We start from the raw sequence: 3809 nt of genomic DNA on the forward strand, positions 1-3809 counted from the left end.
GGCATACCGCTGGTCGGGTCCTTTGGCCATCCCCTTGGCAATCACCGCGTCGAACTGGACCGGGACATCCGGTCGAGCGGTTGACGGTTGCGGTGGCGGGGTGTTGACGTGCGCAAACATGAGCTGGGCGGTCGTGCTACCGGCAAAAGGTGGCTGCCCGGTCAGGGCTTCATACAGCACGCAGGCCAGCGAGTAGATGTCGGCGCGGGCATCCTCTTCTGCTCCAATCTCGAGACGCTCGGGTGCGATGTAGGCGAAGGTGCCGATCGTGTTGCCGGCCTTGGTCATTCGCGTTTCGTCGGTGGCGCGGGCGATCCCGAAATCGATCAGGTAGGCGAAGTCGTCGTCGTCGAGCAAGATGTTGGAGGGTTTGATGTCACGGTGGATCAGCCCGACCTTGTGGGCGGCATGCAGCGCCTTGGCGACTTGGTCGATGATGCGCACCGCGCGCGCCGGTTCCAGCGGCCCGTCGGTCAGCACGGTGTCCAGGTCGCGGCCCTCGATCAGCCGCATACTCACGAACAGTCGACCGTCGATCTCCCCATAGTCATAGATCGGGACCACGTGCGGAGTGCCCAATCGGGCGGCCGCATGAGCTTCCCGGCGGAATCGCCGCTGAAAATCCTCATCCGCAGACAAATGCGCGGGCAAGACTTTGATGGCCACGACCCGGTCGGTGCCGGTGTCGTGCGCGCGCCACACCTCACCCATGCCGCCGCGGCCCAACAACTCGATCAGGCGGTAGCGACCAAACGGCGTGCCCTCCACCGGGCTCACCATACGCAGCCAGCCGCTCCACCGACGGGCAAGCCAGCCACTGCCCACGCGACCGCAAAGGTTCGAAGATAGCAGATTAGGCGAAGGCGTCCTCGTCCACGGACGTGCCTGAACGTCGTTGCAGCACAATTGGTTTCACCGAACAAATGATGGTTTCGGCCCTTTCCTAGGGTTGCCCTTTACTGCTTGGTGCCGGTCCAGTCCCATTTGCATTCATCGGTGATTTGTTGGCCGTGGATGACGGTGCGGCCGCCTTCGTTGACGAAGGTGCCCGAAGTGGTCGTTCTTCCATCCGGTTCGGTGACCGAAAACGATCCGTCGGCGTTCACGGTGCCGGTGGTAACGCCATAAGTCAGCTGATTGCCGTGATGCGTGATGGTGAGTGTGGAGTCATGGTACAGGTATAGATAATCCCTTCCGGCGCAGATAGCGCTCAGGTTGTGCCGCAGATAGGTGCCGTCGATATCGTCCAGCAGCGTATGTCCGGTCGTGGACGGCGCGCTCGTGGCAGGCGCGGGCACGGGTGCGGCGACCGGTTCGGTGTGTGGGGTGTCGTTGGTGCCGATGGTGCCGACGGGCCGGTTGAAGGGTCGACCGGTGACGATGTCGACGAGGACGAAGTTGGTGATGCCCGCGGTGGTGGCCAGGACCTCGGCGAGAGCACCGGAGCGGTAGCGGGGCCATGGTGTGCCAACGAGATTCGGCGCGCCTCTCAACGCGACCGGTGCGGTGAGGGGGCTACCACTTAACCCGCGGACGCGGGGCACCCCGTGGGCGTCGACGAGCACCGCGGTGCCCGTTTGGAAGACCGATTGCACGGTGGTGGGGTGGACGCCGTCGAATCCGTGGTTGGTGATCCGGGTGTCCAGCCGCAACGCCATGGGGGTGAGTTCGCGCAGGTACGTGGGGATGTCGGCGACGGTAAGCGGGCGTCCGCCGCTCCAGTACACGGTGTTGTCGGTGTTGAGCGCTTCGACAAAAGCGCCGGCCTGGGCGGGATGCGCGCCATAGAAGTCGATCATCTTGTCCCGGTCGACTCCGGCGTTGTTGTCGATGCCGCCGTAGAGGCCGTCGCGGTCGGCGTGCACCGGCTGGGTCTCCACGGTGGCACCATCGCCTTGCGGCTGCAGGGTGGGCGGCGGCTGAGTGTTGGTCGGCGGCGGCGAGGCCGCGGGCGGCATGAACGCGTTCGCCCCGGGTTCGGTGGCCCCGGTGAGCACCAACTCCCCACCGCTCGCCTTGGAATGACAAGACGTTACACCGCCACCTGCCGCTGCGATGAGTAGGACCATCACCGACGCGATCAACCAATTGCGCTTCGACCGGGTCGCAGCTGCGATAATTGCTTCCCGCATTTGCTTTGCTACCGCGTCTGGATTCCTGAGTTGGAGATGGTGAAGCCGCGGCCCGAGGCGATGGTGCAGGTGACACCGTCAGTTTCTGACACGCAGGTGAACGGGCCGTGGTTGGCGCTTTGGCCGTAGCCAAGGGTCGGAGTGCCGATCCCCGGGTTGCCCTCGCAGCCTTCACCTGTGCAGGGTGTCAATGTCCCGTCAGCGGACATGTGCACAGACTGCGGCGGCGAGGAGGTTTGGCAGTAGACGATGTCTTCCATCTCGCAGCTGATGTTGCGTGTCGGGGATAAAAAGGCATACGTATCCGCGGTGGCTAGTGGTGCGAAAGCCACTGCGGCGATGGTGATTCCCGGTCCTATTAGTGCAATCTTTCTCATGCTTTTCGTCATCGTGTCTCCTTCGATGTCAGTAGTGCTTAGGCGCCGCAGTAGTAGTTAGTGGCGTCGTTGCTGTTGCAGAACGGGAAGCCCTGGTCACCGCCCGCTATCGAAAGCTGAAGTCCCTGCCCGCCGCCGACGAGCTTGATTGTCACCGGCCCGCCGATGGGATGGTTTGGATTTGAGGCAGCGGTGATGGTCCCGGTAGCGGTGTCGCCGGATACCGACGTCAGCGTGAAGTCCACGGTGCCTGTTATGCCGCAGCCAGCCGCGGGTGCGTTGGGACAGGTCGATGTGTCGGCATACGTCTCGTGACCGTTGCCGTTGGGTTGGATGTTCAGGCCTTCCTCGTGGGCGTGCCAGGAACCGACGAACGGGGCCAGCCCCGGAACGTCGGCGGCAGCCGATGGCGCGAAAAACGGGGCAGCGATTGCTAATCCGACCAGTGCGATCTTGTTCATCTTTTTCTCCGTTTCTACGAATCAGAACCGATTGACGGTGGTATCGCTGCCGATGAACATGCCGTGCCCCGTGCCGTCGTTGGTGAAGCGAATACCGTCGCCGCCCGCCACGACGGTCCAGCCCTGGATGTGATAGGTCTGGCCGGGGACGAGAGTGTCAAAAGGGGGATGGTTGTAGCCGACGCCGATGTTCGCGCTCCGGTAGCTGAATTGTCCTGCCGCGGTGGCGAAGGCCTGATCGTTGTCCGCCGAGGTTTGGACGAAACTGCCCTGGCAGATGACATTGGGGCCGACCCCCGGATCGGCGTCATCGGAGCCGATCTCGCAGAGCATCTGTGGCGTTTGGGTTTTCACCTTCGCGTCGTGCCCTGCGGTGGGATCGGCGCTGGCTGTTGGTGCAAAAGCCATTGCCATGCAAGCGATTCCGGCTAGTGCAATGTTTCTCAAGTCATTTCCCGTTTCATGTCGTTGGTAGCGGCGCTTGGGCGCGCAAACGTGCTTTCACCGTTGTGTGGTGGCGGTGCGCAGGCCACTCTCACGGGTAGGGTGCTGCGGACGTCTTGGAGGATTCTTGGAAGATTCGTTGGCGAATTGTTGCCGCGCTCGGCATTGCCGGGCTGTGCAGTGCATTAGCTCACCGTCTTGCTCACCTGGATGGCACGGTCTTGCGGGTGGCCGTGCCGGTAACGAAATCACCGGAATCACCGGGGACAGTTGGGCGCATCAATCCGCACACACATGTCGCCGAATTGCCCCAATTGACGATGCTCTGAAATTAAATGTTGGAGATCCGACGGTACGCCCGCCTAGAGACTTAGCACGCGGTTTTGGAGAAATTG

The 3809-nt window shown here is 62.6% G+C and carries 5 protein-coding genes; all 5 read right to left on the reverse strand.

Annotation, left to right across the window (positions count from 1 at the left end; genetic code table 11):
* Positions 1-768 (reverse strand): serine/threonine-protein kinase (locus tag WBF82_RS19505; RefSeq protein WP_424384587.1); only part of this gene is annotated, 768 nt, incomplete at its 3' end.
* Between the two features lie 188 nt (positions 769-956).
* Complete coding sequence (locus WBF82_RS19510) at positions 957-2132, reverse strand: DUF6777 domain-containing protein (RefSeq protein ID WP_424384588.1); 1176 nt, start codon at positions 2130-2132, stop codon at positions 957-959.
* 8 nt (positions 2133-2140) lie between these two features.
* Positions 2141-2521, reverse strand: coding sequence for a hypothetical protein (locus tag WBF82_RS19515; protein ID WP_424384589.1), 381 nt, complete (start codon positions 2519-2521; stop codon positions 2141-2143).
* A gap of 26 nt (positions 2522-2547) precedes the next feature.
* The gene (locus tag WBF82_RS19520) at positions 2548-2970 is read right to left on the reverse strand and encodes a hypothetical protein (protein WP_424384590.1); all 423 of its coding nucleotides are present in this window, start codon (positions 2968-2970) and stop codon (positions 2548-2550) included.
* A 21-nt stretch (positions 2971-2991) separates the two neighbouring features.
* A complete protein-coding gene (locus WBF82_RS19525) occupies positions 2992-3384 on the reverse strand; it encodes a hypothetical protein (RefSeq protein WP_424384591.1) in 393 nt (130 codons plus the stop codon).
* Positions 3385-3809: the final 425 nt, after the last annotated feature.

This window comes from Mycobacterium sp., from assembly GCF_049673265.1.
GTDB lineage: Bacteria > Actinomycetota > Actinomycetes > Mycobacteriales > Mycobacteriaceae > Mycobacterium.